Raw genomic sequence first — 22,261 nt, forward strand, 5'->3', positions numbered from 1 at the left:
GCGGAGTACCGCTCGACCCACCCTACGAATGGAATTGGCTGGTTGTTGGAAAAATTGCCGCTGGTGGATGTGACGTTGATCGTTCACCAGTGGCTGACGCGGAGTGTCGCTCGAGCTGACTGCCGCGGCGGGAGAGCGGCGCGCGACCTGGCAATTGGTCGGCGCGAGTTTCTCGAGCGAAGCAGGCAGCCGTTGCGCACTGCAGAGCGTGGCTACTGGCTGGCCGCGGGTGACGAATCGCATGAACGAATTCACGCGTTCGTCGGCAGGTCCGCGGCAGAACAAACGAACGAAACATCCCCCTTTGGCGTTTTGGCGTTGAAAGCTTCCGTTGGGAAACTTCCGGTTGATGGACGGGAGTCGAACCCGTAACTGGCAGATTCTTGGTCTGCTGCTCTACCTTTGAGCTACCTTGTCGTCGATCCGGTTCAAAACCCAGTGAGGAACAAGCGGCGATGACGGCTTATTGGCCGACCGCGATTGCCCCTGGCGCCGGTATCGTCGTTGCTTGAAAACACTTGGAAGCACGAGCGCGAGGAGTCGAACCCCGTGAGGCAGTTTTGGAGGCTGCTGGCCCACCCAGGAGCACACTCGTGTAAAAACCGATCTGGTAGAAGAGACGCTGCAGCAGCTGGCAGGTTCGATGGTGCGGAAAAAATCGCGGGTACTGCTCCGGCAGATTCAGGCGACTTTTGACCGTGAGCGTGTAAAATGAGTCCATGAATCGGCTTGCGCCGTCCCTCGACCACCATTTTCGGGGGCCTGACTGGCGAAAAGAGTACTTCTCACTCGGCTCTGCGTTGTTGGTCTTGGAACATGAAGTCCGCACCCTTATCCACCGCGACTGGGTTCGATCCCGTCCGCCTGATAGAAACCTATCAGGTCGGGATCTGGCGCTATTTGCGGGCCCTGGGTTGCGATGCGGCCCAGGCCGAGGACCTCACCCAAGAGACCTTCCTGGCTGCGTTGCAACGTCCTTTTCAGGACATCAACCCAGCCGCGACCAGTGCCTACCTGCGAAAGATTGCCTTCAACTTTTACATTTCCTATCGTCGCCGGGCCGGCAAGGTCACGGCGGTCGAAAATGTAGAAGAGCTCGACCGAACCTGGTCCCACTGGGCCGGCGAGGACGACGGCGAAGGGTTGTTGGATTTGCTACGAGATTGCTTGAAAGGGCTCACCGAACGAGCCCGCCAATCGCTGGAGATGCGGTTTCGCGACCAAAGCTCCCGCCAAGATATTGCCACTGCCCTCGATATCTCCCCCGACGGAGCCAAAAACCTGATGCAACGCGCCAAGCAACAGCTGCGCGACTGCATTGAGAGCAAAATAGACATCAAATGAGTTCTGCAGGAAAAGACAACCGCGACGACGACCATCTTCTGGATGGCTGCTTGGATGAAGTCCTGGGTGGACGCACTCCCCAGGATCTCTCTGCGCGCATCATGCAGGCCTGGGCCATGCGCCGACAGGCGAGTGCCATTGATGTCATCCTGCCGCCGCTGCCGGGCCCGCCGATCGAGACCCTGCCGCTGGAAATCGCTCCGCACGCGCTTCACGAAGTCGAGCCGCCGCTGCCGCAGTCCGCTGCAGTGACAGCCGCGAATGGTCATTACTCGACCGTTCGTCGCACTGCCGCGCGTAAGCGCAAGCCCGATAACAGTTGGCTGTGGTGGGCCGCTGCCGCTTGCGTTGCTGGCCTCGGCGTGACCGTCACCATTGTGGCTCTCAACCAAAACCCTGCGGGCCGAGCGCTCGTCAAACCCGCCAAGCCGGAGCAGCCGAAGCAGGAACAGATTGCCAAGGCTAACAACCCCAGCAACAACTCCGCGAATAGCGGCGGGAACTCGGTTGCTGTCAAGCCGCAGCCAAAGACGCCGAATCAAAACATCAAGCCGGCTCCACAGATCGTCGACAAGGGACCACCTTCCGACGGCATGCCGACGGAAAATACCACGCCGCGCGAAGTCACTTCGCCGAATGTGCCGACCCCATCTCGCCAACCGAAGCCCGCGGTCAACGTGCATCAGTTGGTCGAAAAGAAACCCGGCCAAGCCCTCAGTGATGCGGAAGTTGTTTCCTACATCAACTCATCGCTCGCTCAGTCGTGGAAAGACAACAAGGTCCAGCCTTCACCCGCGGCCAGCGACGAAGAATGGTGCCGCCGCGTCTATTTGCGCACGCTCGGTCGCATTCCCACGGTCGATGAGGTTCGCAAGTTTGCCGTCGATCGCAAAAGCGACAAGCGCGAACGGCTGGTCAATCAACTGATGGATAGCGACGGCTATGTCGAACAATTCGCCGGTCACTGGGCCGGTGTGTGGTCAAATCTGCTCGTCGGTCGCACGCTCGGCGGCGATGCCGAAGCGCTCGCCAGCCGTGATGGTCTCGAGCAGTTCCTGCGGCAATCGCTCGCCACGAAGAAGCCGTACTACGAACTGGTGTACGACCTGCTGACGGCAGAAGGTTCGGCTCAGCCGGGCACACCTGATTACAACGGCGCGGTGAACTTTCTGGTGGCATCGCTGGGCAAGGATGGCACGCTGGCCACGGCTCGCACGTCGCGGATTTTCCTCGGTCAGCAGCTGCAATGCGCCCAATGCCATCAACATCCGACGAATGACTGGAGCCAGCAGAATTATTGGGCGATGAATTCGTTCTTCCGCCAGGCCCGCGTGCAGCAAGTGGCTGGTGTGACGCGCTTGAGCGACGAGGACTTCGTCAATCGCAAGACAATCACGACGACCGGCGAAGTCTATTTCGAACGGCCGAACGGCACGGTCGGTGCCACCGGCCCGATGTTTGTCGATGGCACGAAGATCGCGCCGAGCGGCAAGCTCTCGGATGTGAACCGCCGGCAGGAACTCGCTCGCCTGGTGATCAACTCGCCGCAGATGAGTTCAGCCCTCGTCAATCGTCTGTGGTCGCACTACTTCGGCTACGGTTTTACGCGGCCCGTCGATGACATCGGCCCGCAGAATCTGCCCTCGCATCCCGAGTTGTTGGCCAAGGTCTCCGAACAGTTCGCCGCACACAACTACGACATGCGGAAGGTGATGAAGTGGCTCGTCCTGAGCGACGCCTTCGGCCGTTCGAGTCGCATCACCGGCAACAACCTGGCCGATGCTCCCGATGCCGGCAGCGTGCCGATGTTCAGCCATTACTACACCCGCCAACTGCAAGCCGAGGAAGTTTACAACTCGCTGCTGATCGCAGCCGACCTGCGGAAGAAAGCGCCGAATCAAAAGGAGCTGGAAACCGCCCGCGTCGATTGGCTCGCGCAGTTCAACCGGCCGATGGGTACTGACGACTCCGAAGAAGAAACGAACTTCAACGGCAGCGTTCGTCAATCGCTGATCATGATGAACGGCGACCTGATGCGTCGCGCCGTCAGCAGCAGCGATGGCAGCTTCATGAAGAGTCTGCAGCAGAGCAACCTCAAGCCTGAAGAAAAGGTCGAACACCTCTTCCTCGCCGCTCTTTCACGTCAGCCCAGCAAACGCGAGCTCGACGCCGTCCGCCAGATCGTGGCCCAAAACCGCAACAATCCCGCGGCTGCGCTCGAAGACATTTGGTGGAGCTTGCTCAACAGCAACGAGTTTATTCTCGATCATTAGTCGTCGATCCGCTCCGCGGTCGATGAACGCAGTCAAGAATCTTCGTCGCAGTTTTGGCGGCAATCTCCACGGCCTATCGCGTGTCGCCTCCATTCATCGACCGCGGAGCGTTCGACGACTACGGTTCGCCGAACAAGATTTTCTTCTTATCCCGATCAATCCCAACTAAGCCGCCAGTCACGGGATCGAACGCAATCCCTTGGCCTGTGAATGGCGATTCTTCCCGACGGACGAACTCCAGAACCTTTCCTTCGCGCGGCAGACGTAGCCGATACAGCACGCGGTGGTCGTGATCGGTCACAAGCAGATCGCCCTTCTGCCACACGCCGCCGCTAACGCTCATTGTGCCGATGTGGCGGAGCATCTCGGCAGGATAGGTCCAACGACCCAGCTCTTTCCACTCGCGATCGAATCGGACGAGGAACGTCTTGTCGTTCGTCGCGCCGTAGTGAGCAAAGTTGCACCACCAATCGGTGTTGCCTTCTTGCTTCACGCACCAGGTGAGACTGCCGCCGAAGTTGCCGAAGTCTTTGTAGATCTTTAGCTCCATCGTGGCGGGATCGAGCACGCGGATCTCGCTTTACTCCGGCAAACGCGGATAGTTGGAATGGGCGCAGTACAGCAGACCGTCGACGAAGAAGCCGCTGTTGAGATGCTTGGCTTCGCCGGTGCTTACGCTCAATCGCTCGCCTGTTTTGCGATCGTACTTGGCGATTTTTTCGCTGGCGATCGCGTACACAAACTTCGTATCGGCAGCGGCGGCTTGATGTGCTTCGGCAGCGGCGAGCTGGTGTGTCTGTCGCCAGGTGATTGCTGGCTCCTCGGCTTGCGTCGCCAGAAAACTTCCTGCTACGCCGAGCGCCGGCAACAGCAGAGCGAGCAACAGTATCGAAACGGCGGAGCGGTTCATAGAAGCTCGGCGAAATAGGCAGCACGGCTTGTAAGGGGAATGCTCATCATAGTATTGTCTGCGGTGGTTCCTGTCGCTGTGTCGCTGCATTGAGTCACTGCCATGAAGATCGACCGCCTCGATTTGTTTCACGTGGCCATGCCGCTAATCTCGCCGTGGCGAACGGCGTATGGCGAGGATGCTGCGATCCATACGGTGCTGTGCCGCATGACCAGCGGTTCGGTCGTGGGTTGGGGCGAGAGTTCGCCGCTGGCGGCGCCGTGCTACAGTCCGGAATGGGGCGGTGGCATCTTTGCGGTCTGTCGCGATTGGCTCGCGCCGGCCTTGCTTCACCAGGATGTGACTAGCGGCGAAGATCTGCAGCGCCGCCTCAGCCATTTCAAAGGGAACCCGTTCGCCAAAGCCGTCCTCGACACGGCTTGGTGGAGCCTGGCGAGTCGCATGCAGAACAAGCCGGTTCATCAGTTGCTGGGCGAATACGCCGGTTGCACGCCGCGCGAGGAAGTCGCCGTTGGTGCTGACTTCGGCGTGCTCGATTCGGTCGACGAATTGCTGAATTGTGTCGATGGCGCGGTCGAGCAGAAGTTCCCGCGGATCAAATTGAAGTTCCGCCCCGGTTGGGATTTGCCGATGCTGCACGCCGTGCGCAAGCGTCAGCCGACGCACCCGATTCATATCGATTGCAACAGCGGCTATCGACTAGGTGATCTGCCGTTGTTTCGCGAGATCGACGAATTGAATCTCGCCATGGTCGAACAACCGCTGCAGCACGACGACCTGGTCGATCACGCCGAACTGCAGCGCTCGATTCGCACACCGGTTTGTCTTGATGAGAGCCTCATCACGGTGCGACAAGCCCAGCAAGCGATCGCGCTCGGCAGTTGCCGTTATGCAAACATCAAACCGGGTCGCGTCGGCGGACTGACCAACGCCGTGCAGCTTCATAATGAGTTCCAGCGCGCCGGCATACCCTGCTGGGTTGGCGGCATGCTCGAAAGTGCGACCGGCGCAGCTTTGTGTGTTTCCCTCGCGATGCTGCCGAACTTCACGTATCCCGCCGACATTTTTCCCAGCAGTCGCTTCTATCATCACGACCTGAGTGATCCACCGCTCGAACTGATCCGCACGCAAGAAGGCCTACCGGGAGTGCGTGCGCCTCGCGAACTACCGGAACCAAATCTGGATCGGCTGGCCAAGGTTACGGTGCAATCGGCCTAGAGTCGTCGACCGCTCCGCGGTCGATGAATGGACGTCACCGCTTCAAACTCCATTCGCCGAAGTGCCGAAAGTCGCTACCGCGCCCTTTCGGCGGCGCGCGATGAGTTAATCTCCGTTCATCGACCGCGGAGCGGTCGACGACTTTGATCTGCTAAGATTTAGCATGGCGAGTGAGAAGAGTACCGGAATCGTGCTGCGGCTGGTGGAGTTTAGCGAGACCAGCCTGATCGTAACGATGTTCACGCGTGAGTTCGGCAAGGTAACCGCTCTCGCCAAAGGGGCCCGTCGGCCGAAGGGGCCGTTCGAATCGGCGCTCGATCTGTTGGCGGTGGCTCGCATCGTGTTTCTCCGCAAGTCGGCCGATGTGCTCGATCTGCTGACCGAAGCCAAGCTCGACCGGCGGTTTCGCGCAGCGGGACGCGATCTCAATCGCCTCTACTCGGCTTACTATGTCGCCGAGTTGCTCGCCGAACTGACCGACACGCACGACCCGCATCCCGAGCTTTTCGATGGTGCGAATCAGGCCCTGCTAGCGCTCGATGGCGAGGTGCCGCCAGCCACCGTCATTCTCTGGCTCGAAATGCTGGCACTCGCGCAGGTCGGTCATGCCCCGACGCTCGATCAATGCGCTGCTTGCAGTCGCGAGGTGGAAATCACGCCTCGCGTACCCTTCGGCTTGCTAGCAGGTGGGTTGCTCTGCGCGAATTGTCGCAGCGGCCAACGGCAGGTGGTCAGCGTGCGGGCCGAAACGATTCGCACCCTCAAGCAATTTGCGTCTACAGCGGAAAACTGGCAGCAATTGGTGGTGCCAGCAGCCGAGCGAGGCGAACTGCGCGGGCTGCTGAATAGCTACATCAACCACCTGACGGGACATCGCTTGCGCTTGCAACCTTTTCTGCATGGACTCACTGCGGCCGATCAGGTAAAAGACCGCCCCTGAACGTTTTCTGCACTCACCTGGGGACGGTATGCCAAGGACACGGATGTCCAAAATCGGCAACTTCGCCTGGCCGCTTTTGCTGGTCGCGCTGCCTGCTGCGCTGGGTTGCCAGTCGATCGTCCCACGGTCTACCAAGCCCGATCAGGTGGTGGTCGCGAAGGACATGTTCGACGAGTCCGATGATTCGATCGCTGGTGATGCCCTCGAATCGATCACTTGGGACGATTTCAAGCTCGATAATGTCAAACGGTTAGCTGCCAAAGCCACCGGCAATGGTCCGAATCGCAAGACTGCCAAAAATGAGTTCTTGAAGGCCGAAACGCTCTACAAGCAAGCGGCGGAAAAACCTGAGAACGAGCGCGCCGCGCTGTTTGCCCAGGCCGGTGCTGCTTACGTGGAAGCCGCCGACAAATGGCCTGGCTCGGCGCTCGAACAAGACGCGCTCTTCATGGCCGGCGAGAGCTATTTCTTCGCAGACTACTATCCCACCGCGAATGCCAACTACGAACGTCTGATCAAAGCCTTTCCCAACAGCCGTTATCTCGACACTATCGACCAGCGTCGGTTTGCCATCGCACGCTACTGGCTCGAAACTCAGCGTAAGAACCCCGAAAGCTGGTACGGGGTGAACATGTTCGATCAGCAACGTCCTTGGCGCGATACACACGGCAATGCACTGCGGGTGTACGACAAGATCCGCGTCGACGATCCGACCGGTCGGCTTGCCGATGACGCCACGATGGCGGCTGCCAACGAGCACTTCCTCAATCGCAAGTACGAAAAGGCCGACGACTACTACAGCGATTTGCGCAAGGCTTATCCCACGAGCGAGCATCAGTTCAACGCGCACTTCAGCGGCATGAAAGCCAAGCTGCTGAGCTATCTCGGACCGAACTATGGCGGCACGGCGCTCGATGAAGCCGAAAAACTGATCAAGCAAATGAAGCGGCAGTTCCCCAAGGAATACGCCGCCGAGCAGGATTATCTCGACCGGGCTGCCGCGGAAATCCGCTACAAGAAAGCCGAAAAGCTCTACAACATGGCGGAGTATTTTTACCGCCGCTCAGAATACGGCGGCGCTACGCATTACTATCAACGCGTGATCAAAGAATACGAAGATACGCCGCTCGCGCAGAAGGCCCAGGAACGCATCGGTGAAACCTCCGGCAAACCGGCCAAGCCACAGCAATATGCTCCGTGGCTGGTCGATCTGCTGCCGAAACGCGACAAGATCCAGCGCATGCTCGATTCGGTCGACGAGTACGAAAAGACTCACCCGCGCAATTCGCAGGGCACGAGCGGAAACGAAATCCTGCCCGCTTCGGCTCAGCAACCCGTGGGAACGGGGAACTAGTTCGTGGTGCGCTTCCTTCTCATCGCCGTCGCTTTGCTCGCAGCCAACACCGGCTGCGCGGGGTACCAATTCGGCACTCGCTCGCTCTATCGTCCCGACATTCGCACCGTGCACGTCCCCATCGTGCAATCCGATAGCTTGCGGCGAAATCTCGGCGAACGGCTGACCGAACACATCTGCAAACAGATCGAGCTGAAGACGCCGTACAAACTGACCGATGCCGCCTCGGCCGATAGCGTGCTGACCGCGCGAATCATCAGCGAGAATAAAAAGGTTCTCGCCGAAAACGGTTTGGATGAAGCCCGTGACGTCGAGACCGATTTCTTCGTGCAAGTTCGCTGGGTCGATCGCCGCGGCGATCTGATCATGAGTCACACCGACGTGCCAGTGCAGCCATTACTAGTCAACGTCAGCCAGGCCACCAACTTCGTCCCCGAAGGTGGCCAGTCACTCGTCACTTCGCACGAAGAGGCCCTCTTCCGCCTCGCCGATCAAATCGTCGGACAACTCGAAATGCCCTGGTGAGCCGCTTTATTCACTCAAGCGGATTCGCGGATCGAGCCAGACGAAGAGCAGGTCCAGCAGCAGGTTGAGCGAGACAAATAGCAGGCAGATGACGATCGCGCCGGCTTGCACGGCGACGTAGTCCTTGTCGCCGAGAACTGCTGTCGCGATGTACGTTCCCATGCCGGGCCAATCGAAGATCGTTTCGGTCAGCACCGCGCCCGAGAGGAGCAAGCCGACCTGCAGCCCCGCGATGTTCACCACCGGCACGGCCGCATTCGGCAAGGCATGTCGCCAGACGCAGCGCCACAGGCTGCAACCTTTGGCGCGGGCAGTTCGCAGATAATCGGCCGCGAGAACGTCGAGCATGGCTGCGCGGGTGATCTTCGCGACGATCGCGGCGGGAATCGTCGAGAGGGCCAGCGCTGGCAGAATCAAATGAGCCGCAGCCGACAGCCAGAGATCGGGGCGGCCGCGCAGCAATGTATCGATCAGATACAAACCGGTGATCGACTGAAAGTTGCCCGAGATGGAGAGCAGCGGATCGATGCGCTGGGAAGTCGGTAAGAAGACGAACACCTCGCGCAAACAGATGCCGAGGAAGAAGACGGGAATGCTCACGCCGATCAGCGAGCCAGCCGTACAGAGCCAATCGGGCCAGCGATTTCGCCAGACCGCCGCGGCCACTCCCGCGATGACGCCCAGCGGCAACGCAATGAAGCACGCCGCCGCCGTGAGTTCGACAGTGGCTGGAATGCGCTGGCGCAGTTCGTCGTTCACGCTCGAATTGACGCGCGACAACGAATTGCCGAGATCGCCGGTTGTCGCCACTTGCCAAAAGAAACGGCCGAGCTGCTGATAGATCGGATCATTCCAGCCGTATTGTTCGCGCAGCTCGTTGATCTTTTCGATGTCTGGATGCTGGCCGAAGCGCGCGAGAATCGGATTGCCCGGCAACAGACGAACGGCGATGAAGACCAGCGACACGGCCACGATGACCGTCACCGCGGCATGGGCAATTCGCCAGCCGAGGTAACGAATCACGGCTGGGCCTCCGCGTTGAGCTTCACCTTTCCGAGTCGCACCAGACCGGTGGGATGCAAGTGATAGCCCGACAGCCGTTTCGAAAATGCGGCCCGCAATTGCATATGGGCCAGCGGAATCACCGGCACTTCGCGAAAGACGATCTGCTGGGCTTCGAGATACAACGGCAGCCGCTTCTCGAGGTTCATCTCGCGCTGGCCGGCGAGCAACAGTTCATGAAACTTTGGATCGCGAAAGCGACTGAGGTTGTTTCCCTTTTCATTGATGTTGTCGGGATCGAGCAGCTGATACAGGAAGTTATCGGGATCGCTGTTGTCGCTCGTCCAACCGGCCAATCCCAGTTGATGGCGGCCCGACATCAAGTGATCGAAATGCTCCGTCACGTCGCGCCCGCTCACGGTCAGATTGATGCCGATCTCGCGCAGCGAATCCTTCAAAAAGCCGGCGATGATCGTCGGCTGCGGCATGTACGGTCGCGCCTGGCTCATCACCGATAGATTGAGATCCAGCGGCAATTTGAACTTTTCCTCAACGGCCGCTTCCATCATTAACTTCTTCGCTTGAGCAACATCGTACGGATAGCTTTGCAAGCTCGCATCGTGACCCCACATCGCCGGCGGCACCATGCTGACAGCCGGCGCGGCATGGCCATCGAAGCCGGTTTTGATGAGAGCATTTTTATCAATGGCGTGGGCAATGGCTTGGCGAACCTTGCGGGAGTTGAGCGGCGATTTTTCGACCTGTAGCGACAGATACGACACATTCATGCCGCTCAGCTCCTGAGCGACGAGTTGCGGTTCTTTCGAGACGGCATCGAAGTCATGCGGCGCGAGGCTGTCGACTAGATGGACCTCGCCCCGCTTGAGGCGTTGCACGCGCGTCGTATTGTCCTTCACCGGGACGATGATCAGCTTTTTCAGCGGCGGTGCACCGCGCCAATGTTTGTCAAAGCCCTCGAGCACCAGTTGCTGGTCGCGGTTCCATTGCACCATCTTGAACGGCCCGGTGCCAATCGGCATGTCGGCGAATTTTTTGCCGAGCTTGGCGAGGGCTGCGGGGGAAACGATGCTGGCCGGAAACATCGCCAAGTTCGTGAGAAAGATCGCACTCGGTTCTTTCAAATAAAATTCGACGACGAGCGGATCAGGCGTTTCGATGCGATCGATCATCGCGTACGCCGATTCGTATGGCCGCACATCGTCGAACAGCAGCGGATGTTTCTTCAGACGCAGCCGATCGAAGGTGAGCTTTACGGCAGCGGAATCGAATTTCGTTTCGTCATGAAACAGAACGCCGTCGCGCAGGTTGAACGTCCACAGTTTGCCGTCTTCGCTCACGGTCCACTTCTCGGCGAGCGACGGTACGAGCTCGATCGTTTCGTCGTGGTACGAGACCAGCGTATCGAAGACATTGGTAATGACGTGCACCGATTCGGCGATGTCGGTGTTGACCGGATCGAGCGTGCGCGGGTCGCTGGCTTGAGCGTAGATCAGGGTGTCGGTTTGCGGGGGAGGCTGCGTGCAACCGACGATAGCGAGGATGAAAACGAGAGGTGAGACGCGGGAGGTGAGAGACGAGGGGTGGGAAGAAATCACTTTGAACTCGCGAAAATTGGCAGTGACCGGCAGGCGGAGCAGTTTCGATTCTACGCAAGGCCGCGGCCTGCCGACAGGCGATGCAATCGTTACGACCGGCGCGAGCAGGTGTGAAAAGGGCTGGCTGGGCCTGATCGCAGCAACCGGCATGGGTTGAACAGGCCGCAGGATTTGACACGCATCCCAAGTGACCTAGTGTTTGGTGCAACCGCGCCTCGGGGAGGGGCGTTGGTTCTGGGCACGGCGGGGATAGCTGGGAGCTAGAGGGGACCCCGCCGTGCTTTTTCTTTTTTTAAGTTCGCCCTTCGTGCAGCGAGGATGAGCTCGGGAGCCAGGAAATGCCTGCCAGCCGAAGCCATTTCGTTCGCACTTTGCCCAGCCAGCGCCGGCGCGGCTTCTCGCTCGTCGAAGCTCTCGTCGCGCTCACGATCATGACCATGGCAGGGAGCGTGATGTTGCTCGCCATCGAGAGCTGCCTGACCAGCACCAGCGATGCGGTCGATAAACTGATCGCCGATGGAATGGCCAATCAGCTGCTCGACGAAATCTCGGTGCGGCGGTTCATGGCAGTGGGCGATACTCCGCTGACCATCAGCGGCCCCTCGGCCACCGAAGCGGCCGCCAGCGGCCGGCAACTTTTCAATGATCTCGACGACTACAAAAATGTCTCCTCCATGCCCGCCAAGGGAATCTGGGGAGAAACGCTCGGCACGGGGAACGACAGCGGCGGCGCGCGGAACACGAACTTCTGCATTCCCAGCACGCAATTCACCCGCTGGCGACAGCGCGTCGACATTTACTTTGTCAGCGCGACCGATCATTCGCAAAAGCTGACTTCGGGCACCAGTTATTACCGGGCCGTGGAAGTGAACATCGAATATGTCGCCACAACCGGCAGCGTGAAACCTCTTGCCAAGCGGAGACGCGTTTATGCGTATTTGCCTCCGCACACTTAAGCGCTCCCGCCGTTCGCAGCGCCATGGATTGTCGCTGCCGGAATTGCTGGCTTCGGTGCTGATCCTGGGGATGATTGCGGCTTCGCTAGGTGGCGTGGCATCGGCGGTGCGCACTGCGAATTCCTATTGCAGTGGCTATACGCAAGCCGCGCAACATGCGCGGGTCACGCTCGCGCGGCTTGAACGAAACATCTCGCTCGCGACGGCCAATGAGAGCTTTCCTGGCTGCCGGATTTTCTCGACCACGGTCAGCGGGGCGACGTTTCCCGATGCTGTGGTCGTGTGGAAACCGCTGACAACGGCTGCAGCGCCAACGGGCTTGCCGCGCGTCAATGAATTGCTGCTGTATACGTACAACCCTTCGACGCCGAGCCAGTTGCTCGAGATTCGGGATACGACGAATACAGCTGCTGCGCCTGCTGCTACAGCTACAAGTGCATGGAACACGCTGGTCAGCACACTGCTGACGAGCAACACGGCGACGCGGACAGTGATCACCACGCGGCTATACACCGCCAAGCCGAATGCTGCCGCGGCGACGCGCGGCGCGGTGCGGTTTCTGGCGATTGCCGGGCCGACCGACGCGCAATGGACCAGTTACCGCGCGGGAACGATGGCTTGGGACGATCTCGATTGGCCCATGGATCGCTACGGCGGCAGCTATGGCAGCCGGATGGTTTCGCTGCAGATCGAACTCCTGGTCGATGCCAACGATGGCGTGTCGAGCGGCAACATCCTGCCGTTCTTCGGTTCGGCGACTTACTCCTATCAGCTAAGCCGTTAAACATGTCACGCGCAAAATTCCTGCGAGCAAAACGCAAACAACGCCGCGGCATGGCCGTGGTCGTGGTGCTCGGCTTGCTCGCGATTACGCTCTCGCTCTCTTACGCGTTGCTCCGCACGCAAGGCACTGCTTCGCTTATCGCCCGCAACAGCTCGCGGCAACTCGATGCCCGTCTCGCTGCCGAAGCGGGCCTGGCCGCCGCGCTGCGCAAGATGCACGAGGATGGCTGGGCCGGCGTGAGCAGCACGCTGGCGGCGAACGTCGATACCAACACCAGTTACGCGGTGGCTTACACCACAGGCGATGCTTCGCTAGCCACGACCGATGCGAACTACGCCGAGTATCCGTTTCGCGTTACGATCACTTCGACTGGCACCGCGACTGATCCGCTGCAGCCATCGATGCAGACCATCTATCGCCTGCAAGCCGTCGTGCAACTCGTGCGGCGAGCGCTGCGCAGCAGCAACCCGACCGGCTGGTCGAACTATCTCACGCCGACCGTTTATCAGTGGAGCAGCAGCGATGCTCATCTGAATTTTCCGCTGCGGATCGAAGGGCCTACGACGTTTCTCGGCCGTGTGCGACTGGCTACCAACTATCCCGGCACGACGTCGACGCGCGATTTGTATTTGAAAGACCTCAACACGATTCGCACCTCGACCGGCGTCGACAACCGGCCGCTGAATAGCACCGTGACTCTCGGTACGACTTCGCAAACGTCGGACGTGACCAACAGCCTGTCGAACAGTCTCGGTCTGAGCATTGCTACATCAACGGCGAGCACATCGGCGCCGTTGACTCGGCCTGGCACCGTGACGACGTATCAACTCTATCCGGGCGGCACGAGTTACAGCATTCCGTCGATCACCACGACCTATGGTTCGACGCCGAGCAACATCACACTGGCTGCTGATCCGGTAGCGAATCCGCTCGGCGTCTATCGGAGCGAAGGACAGGTTACGCTCGGAAATAACGTGAAGATCACCGGCGTGCTGCTGGCCGGTGAATCGTCGGCCGAAGTGAGGATCTCCGGAACCGGTGTGGCGATCAGCGGCCGCAATCTGCCGCTGCTCGATGGGAGCACGACGAACTATCAGATGCCGGCGATCATCGCTGGCGATGATCTGCGCGTGATCAACAGCGGCAATGCCACGATCCGCGGTTTGACGATTGTGTGGGATGAATTCGAACTGGCCTACGGCAGCTACCTGCAGACGCTCGATTTTCAAGGGAAGCTGCTGACCGCGAAATTCCTCGGTCGCGGCCGGCAGGAATGGGACATCGACGACACCTACTGGGATCTCGATAAGTTTCTCTATCAGTACCAATATCAGAATCCGCCCGAGCCGAGCACGGTGACGAGCTTCCCCGAATGGATGCGGCGGCGGTATGGCTACAACTACACGCCGCAGTTGCTCAAGCTGCAGGCCAACACCGACGGCGCGCAATATCGCTGGCAAGATTGGACGCAAAGCGTCTATGTCAAAGGAACCAGCGACGCGGGGCTGCGCTGGAATGTCGTACGCATCACGCCGCTGCCGTAGCGCGATTAGATCTCTAGATATCCAACTCGTCGAGTTTATCGAGCAGATCATCGAGCTCGTCTTTCGGCTGAGCTGTTCCCGCTTGCCGCTTCGGCAAGCCGACACTGCTCCCGACGGCAGTTCGGCCGGCAAGTTGCAGTTGCTCATCGCGTTCGCGAACAGCGATTTGTTCCGCCGATTCGCCGGTGTCGGGTGCGCCGAATAAACGCGAGAGGTCGATCTTCATGCTGCCCGCCACTTCGGGCGAACCAGCGATCGAGGGCGTTTTGTGTTGCGGAAAGATGATCGCATTTTCGGGGCAAACGCGACTGCAGGCCGGGCAGCCCTTGCGACAGTTGTCGGGCTGTTCGACAAGAATCGTATCGGCCTTGTCGAGGCCATACACGCCGAAGAGGCAGAAGTCGATGCATTCCATGCAATTGGTGCAGCGGCTGTAATCGATGACCGGATACCATCGGCGATCGCCGGTCTCGGCGATGCGCACAACCTGCGCCGGAGCTTCTTCGGCGTGCAGCGGCAGCGCGGTGTCATTGGTTGGTTGCAGGAAGCGGGCGAAAGTATCGACGAGCGGCGGCGCCTTGTTCATTCCGCCGAGGCCACCGAGACCGCCCAAGCCGAGCAGTTGCATCGAGGCTTCGTTGGCGATTCGTTTGACTTCCGCGACAAATGCCGCGGCCTGGTTTTGCACGCGCAGATCCAGGCAGTAGATTTTCCGATTCGGCAGATCGCGCGAGTCATTTACTCGTGCTTTGTCATTGGCAGCTTCTTCAATTGTTTCGGCTGACTCTTCTTCGTCGTCCTCATCTTCCTCTTCGGTCGGCGACTTCAGCAGCGACAGGCCTTCCTTGCCGCGGATGCCCATGCGATCGAGCGTCCAGCGCGTGGCTCGGTCGTAGAGCCAGGCGAGAACGATCATGTTCCCTTTGATGTTGGTCAGCGCGAGCGTGCCCGTGCCATCGGGCTTCAGATCGTAGAGATGCGGCACGATGACCAGATCGAGGCCCGGCTCCATGAGAAGCGCAGCCGCAATGTCTTCTTCGAGTTGCCGTTTGGCGGGACTGGCACTTTGCCCCTGTGACAGGACGACAGCAATGCGTTTGGCCATGCAGCGCTACTCTTCGTGCAGATTGACGTCGCTCGAATCGGTGTCGACGGCCTGGTAATCTTCTTCGCCGAAGACGTGACCGTCGTCGTCGAGCACATGGCCGCCGTCTTCATCATCGACGACTAGCGGCTGCAGCGAATCCTGACGAGCGTCTTGTCGGGCCAGTACATCGGGTTCGTTATCGGGCCGGCCGCGGAGCTTTTGTTCGCGCCGTTGCAGATAAAGCTTGATCGGCACTTCGCCGAAATCCAAATGGTCGCGCAGGTAACCGAGCAAGTACCGGCGATACGAAGGCGTGAACGCACCCGGTTCGTTGCACATCAGCACGATCGTCGGGGGCTGCGTGCTCACCTGTGTGCCGAAATAAATCTTCGGACGCACGATGCCTTGCATCGGCGCCGGATGTTTTTCGAGGGCTTCACGCAACAGGCTGTTCAGCTTGGCCGTGGTCACGCGTTGCAGCGATTGCTTGAAGAGCATTTGCGCGTGATTGAGCAGGGCTTTCACATTCTTACCGGTTTGGCCGGTGATGAACGCGATCGGCACGTGCCACATGGTGCTGAAGGTATCGCGGAGATAATCGACCCACTTTTCCGTCGGCATCTGCCCGTAGAGCAAATCCCATTTGTTGACGACGAAGATGCAGGGCTTGTAGTTATCGGCGATGTATTTGCAAAGCTGCTTGTCGACTTTGCTCAGCCGTTGTGAGCAATCGAAAAACAGCAACACGACGTCGGCCCGGCGAATGCTGCGCTGGGCGCGGTGCGAGCTGTAGAAATCGATATCGGTCTTCACGCTGCGACTGCGTTTGAGGCCGGGCGTGTCGATGGCCATGAACGTTTTGCCGTCGAGCTCAAATCGCACGTCGACGCTGTCGCGCGTGGTGCCCGGCACTTCGCTGACGATGCAGCGCTCGGCGCGGGCCAGCGTATTGACGAACGTGCTCTTGCCCGTATTGCGACGGCCGACGATGGCCATCTTCATTTCGGGTTCGCCGACTTCTTCTTCCTCGTGCGTCTGCTCGGGCAGGCGTTCGAGAATCATTCGCAGCAGTTCTTCCTGATGGCGATTCTGCTGCGTGCTGACCTTGATCATCTTGCCGCGGCCGAGCTTATAAAACTCATCAGCCTGCGGATCGAGATTCTCGGAGTCGGCCTTGTTGGCGACCAGAATGATCGGCTTGTCGATGTAGCGCAGGCGGCGGGCGACTTCTTCGTCGAGCGGGAGCAATCCCGACCGCGTATCGACCACGAAGAGCACAACGTCGGCCGATTCGATGCCCGCTTCGATCTGGGCTTCCACTTCCTTCGTCAGATTGTCGCAATCTTCGATGCCGATACCGCCGGTATCGACGAGTTCGAAGAACCGCCCACCGGCTTCCATTAAGTAGACGATCCGGTCGCGCGTCACGCCGGCCTGGTCGTCGACAATCGAGATGCGGCGGCCAGCGAGCCAGTTGAGCAGGCTGCTTTTGCCGACATTCGGACGACCGACGATCACAACCTGAGGAACGGGCATGGGGACGGAACCAAACGGAGAGGCAGCGGGCGAGATTTGAATCTATGATAGCCGACGAGTAGTTCGTTCGTAATGGCTTGCGCTTGAATCGCCAGCCGAAATCCGGGCGAAAATTTCCGCATGCTGGCAATGCTGTTGCGGTGATTACGTATTGCTAATGCGAATTGACAGCCGGTTGTTGCAGCCTCAGGAATTCCAGCAAAAAGAATTGCCAAGGGCCGAAAGCCCGCTCTATCTTGAGCGTGACAATCGCTTCACGTCGCCAACGATGACGGACCGGACCCTCAATGCTTACGCCTAAAATGCTGCGCCTTGATTTGTTGGCCGTCGTAGCGAGTCTGCTTGTGCTCGCGACGGCCGCATTTGCCGCCGACCCTGTCCCTGCTTCCAAACCTCTTTCTCCCACCGAAGCCCTCGCAGCTTTTCAGCTCGCTGAGAAAGATCTGAAGATCGAACTCGCTGCCGCCGAGCCTGAGGTGGTCGATCCAGTGGCCATTCGCTTTGACGAGCGCGGCCGAATGTGGGTCGCCGAGATGGGCGATTATCCGCTCGGGCCGCCGCCGGGCGAACCGCCGTTGTCGCGGATCAAAGTGCTCGAAGATCTCGATGCCGATGGCAAGTTCGAAAAGGCGACGCTGTTCGCCGACAAGTTGTCATTCGTCACCGGCCTGCAGCCGTGGCGGGGCGGCGTGATCGTCACACTCGCCGGCCGCATCGCTTGGATGAAAGACACCGACGGCGACAGCAAGATGGACGTCGACGAGACCTGGTACACCGGTTTCGCCGAACAGAACTCGCAACTGCGAGCCAATCATCCGCGACTCGCGCTCGACAACCATGTGTACGTCGCCAATGGTCTGCGCGGCGGCGTGGTCGTTAACAAGCGTTTGCCCAACGAACCGCCGATCAATCTGCAAGGCCGCGACTTCCGCTTCGACCCACTCACAGGCAAAGCCGAGTCGATTTCCGGCAACGGCCAATTCGGCATGTGCTTCGACGACTGGGGCAACCGCTTCACTTGCACCAACCGCAACCCGGTCATCCATGTCGTGCTCGAAGATCGCTATCTAAAACTCGCGCCAAAGATTCCGATCGCCGCTGTTGTGCAAGATGTTGCCGCAGCGGCGGAGAAATCCAAAGTCTTTCCAATTAGCCGCGCGTGGACGACATCGAACTTGCATGCTGGAACGTTCACGGCAGCTTGCGGGGTGCATGTTTATCGGGGCGATACGCTGCGCGATGCTCACCGTCGTGGCGGATTCCGGCCGTGGGAAGATCTGCTTGGTGACAACAGCGTCTTCACCTGCGATCCCACGGGAAACTTTGTGCATCGCGAGAAAATGCAATCTGGCAGCCCGACGTTCTACAGTAGCCGTGCCTATGACAATAAGGAGTTTCTCGCCAGCACCGACGAGTGGTTTCGGCCCGTAAGTATCGAAACGGGCCCCGATGGTTATCTCTACATCGTCGATATGTATCGCTGTGTGATCGAACATCCCGACTTCGTGCCAGATGAATTGAAGAAACGACCTGACCTGCGGCTTGGTGATGATCGCGGCCGCATTTGGCGGATCACACTTAGCGATCAACCGAAAGAGGATTCTTCACCGGCTGCAGAAATTCTCAGGGACCGAGAAATGCAGGCCCGCAAGCGCGAACGCGAGAAAAAATCGATGATCGCAGCGGAAACCAGCGGGCTCGTCGCTCTGCTCTCGCATGAAAATGCCTGGCACCGCGAGACCGCTCAGCGACTGTTGCTGGAGCGGGCCGATCCGAAAACGCTCGAATGCGTGGCCGCGTCGTCTGGAGGCACTCGCGAAGCGGTTCATGCATTGTGGCTATTGCACGGACTCGGCCAACTCGACGCCAAATCTTTTGCGACTTACTTCGAGAGTACCAACCGAGAAGTGCAACGCCAGGCGCTGCTCGTTGCCGAAGAGCTTCTGGAGCAAAAGAAAATCGAACCTCATGTGGTTCAGCTGGATTCCGCCTTCCGCGAGAACGTCAAATTTCAATCGCTGCTGTTCAATCTCTCGCAGAAGGGAGACGCGCTCGAAGACGAGATCGATCCCAAAACGATCCCGCGCGATTGGGATTCGAATTGGCTGAAGTCCGCGGCACTGCTCCGCTATCATCAACAGTTGCTCCCGGTCTTTCGCAAATCAGCCGAATCGAATTTCGAACACTCTTCCTTTCAAACTGATGTCGCCCGCTTGATCGGCAGCAACAGCGACGATCGCGATGCCATGCGGGTCATCAAAATCAGCGGGCGCTTTCCAGCCGAGAAGATCATCACCATCGTCGAGGCCTTGGCAGCCGGACTTCAAAAGCGAAATCGAAAATTGGAAGATGTGCTGCGCGAATTGCAACGGCTGCAAGGAAATGACCAAGCCAAGCTGTATGCCAACGTCAGCCTCGAAATTGCTGGCGATGCCACGAAACGCTCGATTGATCGCCTGGCGGCAGTGCGCCTGCTCGGCTACCTGCCAGGAACTCAAGCCAGATTGCGCGCCCAATTGCAGGACGCTGCCAAGTTCCCCGCCGAATTGCAAACTGCACTCGTCGCCGCTCTGGCCCAGCGCGGTAATGAATCGGACCGCGAATGGCAGGAGTTGCTCGGCAGCTATGAAGCGAATTCCCTCCCCATCAAACGGTCCCTCATCGACAACAGCTTCCGCCGTACCGGCGGTCCGAAGCTGTTGCTGGAACAGGTGAAGACCGGCGTCATTCAGGCCGCTGAAATCGATCCGCTGAGACGCAAGCAACTGCTCGAAAGCAAAGATGCAGCGATCAATAAGCTTGCCGAGGAATTGTTCGCTGCGCTCAACCCTGCCAATCGACAGCAGGCGCTCGAAGATTATCAAGCTGCACTCAAGTTGAAAGGTGACTCGAAGCAAGGAGCGATGATTTTTGAAAAGAACTGCAGCACCTGTCATCGCGTCGGCGAGATTGGCGTGAATGTTGCGCCGGATATCAGCGATACGCGGACAAAGACGGCGGCGCAGTTGCTCGGCGATATCATTCAGCCGAATCGGGCGATCGACAGCAATTTCATCGGCTATCAGCTGCTGCTGAAAGACGGCACTGCCGTTTCGGGATTGCTCGCCGCGGAGACGAGTACGTCACTCACGGTGAAGCAACCCGGCGGAAAAGTGCTGACGATTGCGCGCGATGAGGTAGAGCAATTGAAAGCTACCGGCGTGTCGCTGATGCCCGATGGTCTGGAGAAGAACATTGCGCCGCAAGCGATGGCCGACTTACTGTCGTATCTAAAGAACTGGCGTTACCTCGACGGCAAAACGCCACTCTCGCCCGGCACGCCGTAGCTCCGATCTTAAATCGCCAAATGCCGGAACGTCGCGGAACGCGTTCCGGATTCACTTGGCGATTGACTTCGATTTAACTTTCGCGGAGCGAAAGTCGACGATGGGTTCTTACGAAACCTTGACGACGATCTTGCGCGGCTGCGCTTCTGGCTTCTTCTTGAATGTGAGATGCAGCACACCGTCGCGGAGTTCGGCTTCGATCGATTCTGGATCTGCCGTTTCGGGCAGCGTGATCTGGCGCTCGACCTTGCCGTAGGTCCGCTCTTGATGATGGTATTTGCGATCCTCCGGCGCGGGGCGATCGGCAACGATCTTAAGCAGGTTTTTCTCCAGCGTCAGCTCGATCTGCTCTTGCTTGATGCCGGGGAGTTCGACTTCGACGCGCCAAGCGCCATCTTCTTCCCACAGATTCGCCGGCGCGGCGAACGCGCGAACGTAATGGCTTGCCGTGCCGACGAGTTGATCAAAGGCTTGCTCGACATCGCGCGTCAAGCCATCGAGTGAACGAGGAAAAGCAACGGTCCAACGGGGTTTGCAGCTGTGCGCCATGACAACACCTCTCGACTGATTACGGAACAATAAGGAGCTAGTTTTTGCAGTGATTGCACCGTAGTCCTCAGCACTTCGCTGCGGCTCGGCGTTGAAGTTCTAGAAAGCAACAGCTGTGCCAAATCGCGAAGAGCATTTCGGCTGCTGTTTGCAAGTCGTTGATTTTCAGCGGCTTGCGAGTGGATTCAAAAATTGAAATTTCACCGCAGCGAGCAAACCGGCTCTGTCAAACTGACAGTTCGCTCCAGCGAGGCTGCGATCGGGAATGGTATATTCGTCATTCCCGCCCTTCCTTCCTGGAAACTCCGCCATGAAACGCCCCGCCTCGCTCTTCGTTTTGCTGGCTTGCCTCGTAGTTGCTGCAAGCGCTATCGCCGATGAAAAGTTAGCCGGCGTTGCTTGCCGAAGTGTCCACTGGCAATGGCGCGGAGCGGCGGGAACGGCTTTTTACAACGAGGTGATCGTCGATCAGTCGGCGCCGGGGACTTATTTTTGCGTCTGCGGTTTCAACCACGGCTACTTCGGCATTCAGCAGCTCGATGACAAGCGGAAGGTGGCGATCTTTTCGGTCTGGGATCCGGGCAAGCAGAACGATCCGACCAAGGTCGACGAAAACAATCGCGTCAAGTTGCTCTACAACGACGACGCGGTGCGGGTGAAGCGCTTCGGCAATGAAGGAACCGGCGGCCAATCGTTTTTGGATCTCGATTGGAAAGTCGGCGAGACGTATCGCCTAATGGTGACATGCGAGCGGAAGGATGACCGCACTGCCTACACCGGTTGGATCTATATGAACGAAGCCAAGGAATGGAAGAAGCTGGTGACGTTCAGCACGCTCACCAAGGATGAAAAGCTCGGCGGCTATTACTCGTTCGTCGAAGATTTTCGCCGCAACAAGGTTTCCGCGACCCAGCCGCGAATGGCTCGCTTCGGCAACGGTTGGGTGCTCGTCGATGGCAAATGGCAAGCGATCGAGCGCGGCCGGTTCACGGCCGATAACAATCCAGCCAAGACTATCAACGCCGGCTTGAAGGAACAGCTATTCTTTCTCGCCACCGGTGGCGAAACGGCGAACAGCGATCTGGAACTCAGCAAATCGATCGACCTGCCCGTTGCTGACCGCCAACCGCCCGCCGATGTGGCAAAGCTGCTGGCATCACCCGCAGAACCGGCACAACCGGCGAAGTAGAACAGTGATCGCGCCGCAGAACCCGCATCAGCCAGACGAGTGAAGCTCCTCTCCAACAGCACGACGTAAGTTCTCATTGGTCGAGAGTCTCTTTCCACCTGAGCTTTG

Annotated in this window: 19 protein-coding genes and 1 tRNA gene; 12 read left to right on the top strand and 8 right to left on the bottom strand. The window is 58.9% G+C overall.

The window, feature by feature from the left end:
* A partial coding sequence (locus M9Q49_RS24805) for a hypothetical protein (RefSeq protein ID WP_254511912.1) occupies nt 1-372 on the top strand: 372 nt, incomplete at its 5' end.
* On the opposite strand, the gene M9Q49_RS24810 is transcribed toward M9Q49_RS24805, so the two are convergent.
* Nucleotides 347-412: transfer RNA gene (locus M9Q49_RS24810), tRNA-Leu, on the bottom strand. The two genes, M9Q49_RS24805 and M9Q49_RS24810, sit on opposite strands and share 26 nt — an antisense overlap.
* A 404-nt stretch (nt 413-816) precedes the next feature.
* Between M9Q49_RS24810 and M9Q49_RS24815 the strand changes: the two genes are divergently transcribed.
* Both M9Q49_RS24815 and M9Q49_RS24820 read left to right on the top strand, forming a co-directional pair.
* Nucleotides 817-1,344, top strand: coding sequence for an RNA polymerase sigma factor (locus M9Q49_RS24815; RefSeq protein WP_254511914.1), 528 nt, complete (start codon nt 817-819; stop codon nt 1,342-1,344).
* Entirely contained in the window at nt 1,341-3,617 is a 2,277-nt protein-coding gene (locus M9Q49_RS24820; protein WP_254511916.1) for a DUF1549 domain-containing protein, read from the top strand. The genes M9Q49_RS24815 and M9Q49_RS24820 overlap by 4 nt, the downstream gene beginning before the upstream one ends.
* 118 nt (nt 3,618-3,735) lie before the next feature.
* On the opposite strand, the gene M9Q49_RS24825 is transcribed toward M9Q49_RS24820, so the two are convergent.
* Together M9Q49_RS24825 and M9Q49_RS24830 are read right to left on the bottom strand one after the other, a co-directional pair.
* Entirely contained in the window at nt 3,736-4,185 is a 450-nt protein-coding gene (locus M9Q49_RS24825; RefSeq protein WP_254511917.1) for a hypothetical protein, read from the bottom strand.
* 12 nt (nt 4,186-4,197) lie between these two features.
* Nucleotides 4,198-4,527: a hypothetical protein gene (locus M9Q49_RS24830; RefSeq protein ID WP_254511918.1), complete on the bottom strand. Its 330-nt coding sequence runs from the start codon at nt 4,525-4,527 to the stop codon at nt 4,198-4,200.
* Nucleotides 4,528-4,629: 102 nt separating this feature from the next.
* Between M9Q49_RS24830 and menC the strand changes: the two genes are divergently transcribed.
* From menC to lptE, 4 genes are all read left to right on the top strand, one after another.
* Nucleotides 4,630-5,745, top strand: coding sequence for an o-succinylbenzoate synthase (gene menC / locus M9Q49_RS24835; protein ID WP_254511920.1), 1,116 nt, complete (start codon nt 4,630-4,632; stop codon nt 5,743-5,745).
* 163 nt (nt 5,746-5,908) lie between these two features.
* Entirely contained in the window at nt 5,909-6,685 is a 777-nt protein-coding gene (gene recO, locus M9Q49_RS24840) for a DNA repair protein RecO (RefSeq protein WP_254511922.1), read from the top strand.
* 43 nt (nt 6,686-6,728) lie between these two features.
* Nucleotides 6,729-8,039 carry a tetratricopeptide repeat protein gene (locus M9Q49_RS24845; protein WP_254511924.1) on the top strand — a complete coding sequence of 437 codons (1,311 nt, stop codon included), beginning with the start codon at nt 6,729-6,731 and terminating at the stop codon, nt 8,037-8,039.
* 3 nt (nt 8,040-8,042) lie between these two features.
* Complete coding sequence (gene lptE / locus M9Q49_RS24850; protein ID WP_254511926.1) at nt 8,043-8,564, top strand: LPS assembly lipoprotein LptE; 522 nt, start codon at nt 8,043-8,045, stop codon at nt 8,562-8,564.
* A gap of 6 nt (nt 8,565-8,570) precedes the next feature.
* Here the strand turns inward: lptE and M9Q49_RS24855 are convergent, their stop codons facing one another.
* Together M9Q49_RS24855 and M9Q49_RS24860 are read right to left on the bottom strand one after the other, a co-directional pair.
* Nucleotides 8,571-9,587 carry an ABC transporter permease gene (locus M9Q49_RS24855; RefSeq protein ID WP_254511927.1) on the bottom strand — a complete coding sequence of 339 codons (1,017 nt, stop codon included), beginning with the start codon at nt 9,585-9,587 and terminating at the stop codon, nt 8,571-8,573.
* Nucleotides 9,584-11,182 (bottom strand): ABC transporter substrate-binding protein, encoded by a 1,599-nt coding sequence (locus M9Q49_RS24860; protein WP_254511929.1) that lies wholly within the window; start codon nt 11,180-11,182, stop codon nt 9,584-9,586. The genes M9Q49_RS24855 and M9Q49_RS24860 overlap by 4 nt, the downstream gene beginning before the upstream one ends.
* A gap of 338 nt (nt 11,183-11,520) precedes the next feature.
* Between M9Q49_RS24860 and M9Q49_RS24865 the strand changes: the two genes are divergently transcribed.
* From M9Q49_RS24865 to M9Q49_RS24875, 3 genes are read left to right on the top strand one after another with little or no spacing between them, the layout of a single operon-like run.
* Nucleotides 11,521-12,138: a type IV pilus modification PilV family protein gene (locus M9Q49_RS24865; protein WP_254511930.1), complete on the top strand. Its 618-nt coding sequence runs from the start codon at nt 11,521-11,523 to the stop codon at nt 12,136-12,138.
* Nucleotides 12,113-12,922: a hypothetical protein gene (locus M9Q49_RS24870; RefSeq protein ID WP_254511932.1), complete on the top strand. Its 810-nt coding sequence runs from the start codon at nt 12,113-12,115 to the stop codon at nt 12,920-12,922. The genes M9Q49_RS24865 and M9Q49_RS24870 overlap by 26 nt, the downstream gene beginning before the upstream one ends.
* 2 nt (nt 12,923-12,924) lie before the next feature.
* Entirely contained in the window at nt 12,925-14,466 is a 1,542-nt protein-coding gene (locus M9Q49_RS24875; protein ID WP_254511934.1) for a hypothetical protein, read from the top strand.
* 13 nt (nt 14,467-14,479) lie between these two features.
* Here M9Q49_RS24875 and M9Q49_RS24880 read toward each other — a convergent pair whose 3' ends face one another.
* Nucleotides 14,480-15,571, bottom strand: coding sequence for a 4Fe-4S dicluster domain-containing protein (locus M9Q49_RS24880; RefSeq protein WP_254511936.1), 1,092 nt, complete (start codon nt 15,569-15,571; stop codon nt 14,480-14,482).
* A 6-nt stretch (nt 15,572-15,577) separates the two neighbouring features.
* On the bottom strand, nt 15,578-17,089 hold the full coding sequence (gene der, locus M9Q49_RS24885) for a ribosome biogenesis GTPase Der (RefSeq protein WP_254511938.1): 1,512 nt from the start codon (nt 17,087-17,089) through the stop codon (nt 15,578-15,580).
* A 287-nt stretch (nt 17,090-17,376) separates the two neighbouring features.
* Between der and M9Q49_RS24890 the strand changes: the two genes are divergently transcribed.
* A complete protein-coding gene (locus tag M9Q49_RS24890) occupies nt 17,377-20,415 on the top strand; it encodes a PVC-type heme-binding CxxCH protein (RefSeq protein WP_254511940.1) in 3,039 nt (1,012 codons plus the stop codon).
* Nucleotides 20,416-20,523: 108 nt separating this feature from the next.
* Here the strand turns inward: M9Q49_RS24890 and M9Q49_RS24895 are convergent, their stop codons facing one another.
* On the bottom strand, nt 20,524-20,964 hold the full coding sequence (locus M9Q49_RS24895; RefSeq protein ID WP_254511942.1) for an Hsp20/alpha crystallin family protein: 441 nt from the start codon (nt 20,962-20,964) through the stop codon (nt 20,524-20,526).
* A 310-nt stretch (nt 20,965-21,274) separates the two neighbouring features.
* Here M9Q49_RS24895 and M9Q49_RS24900 point away from each other — a divergent pair, with 310 nt between their 5' ends.
* Complete coding sequence (locus tag M9Q49_RS24900) at nt 21,275-22,153, top strand: DUF3472 domain-containing protein (protein ID WP_254511944.1); 879 nt, start codon at nt 21,275-21,277, stop codon at nt 22,151-22,153.
* Nucleotides 22,154-22,261: the final 108 nt, after the last annotated feature.

This window comes from Anatilimnocola floriformis (assembly GCF_024256385.1).
In the GTDB taxonomy this organism is placed as follows: Bacteria; Planctomycetota; Planctomycetia; order Pirellulales; family Pirellulaceae; genus Anatilimnocola; species Anatilimnocola floriformis.